Origin of the sequence: Bifidobacterium felsineum, assembly GCF_002802915.1 — a bacterium.
In the GTDB taxonomy this organism is placed as follows: domain Bacteria; phylum Actinomycetota; class Actinomycetes; order Actinomycetales; family Bifidobacteriaceae; genus Bifidobacterium; species Bifidobacterium felsineum.
The window spans coordinates 1-347 of record NZ_PEBJ01000016.1 but is presented as its reverse complement, the minus strand read 5'-3'; the positions used below and the strand labels follow the sequence as shown (position 1 = coordinate 347).

The window sequence follows — 347 nt, the reverse complement described above, 5'->3', positions numbered from 1 at the left end:
GCGGATGGTTGTGATGAAGTCGCGTGCGTACCAGCAGCGGATGAGCAGCGCGGTGAGTTCGCAGAGGCTGCAGCTGATGGCGGCTCCCGTGGCGCCGAGGGGTGGTATGAGGATGAGGCAGTAGAGGATCGAGGAGACGAGGCCCGTGAAGTTGACGATGGCGTATTGCCTCTCGTGCCCGGAGGAGATGAGGTATTGGGACAGGACGGTGTTCAGTGAGACGAACAGGAGTGCTGGCAGGATGCACAGGAGGGGCAGGGCGGCGGTCCCGTATTGGCTGCCGCCGAGGATGTCGATGATGGCGTCGGCGCAGAGTGCGGCGCAGGCGATGCCGGCGGAGGCGAACA

1 pseudogene is annotated in these 347 nt (G+C 64.6%); it reads right to left on the bottom strand.

The window, feature by feature from the left end:
* A pseudogene (locus CSQ86_RS09665) lies at window positions 1–347 on the bottom strand (hypothetical protein); the annotation flags it as partial.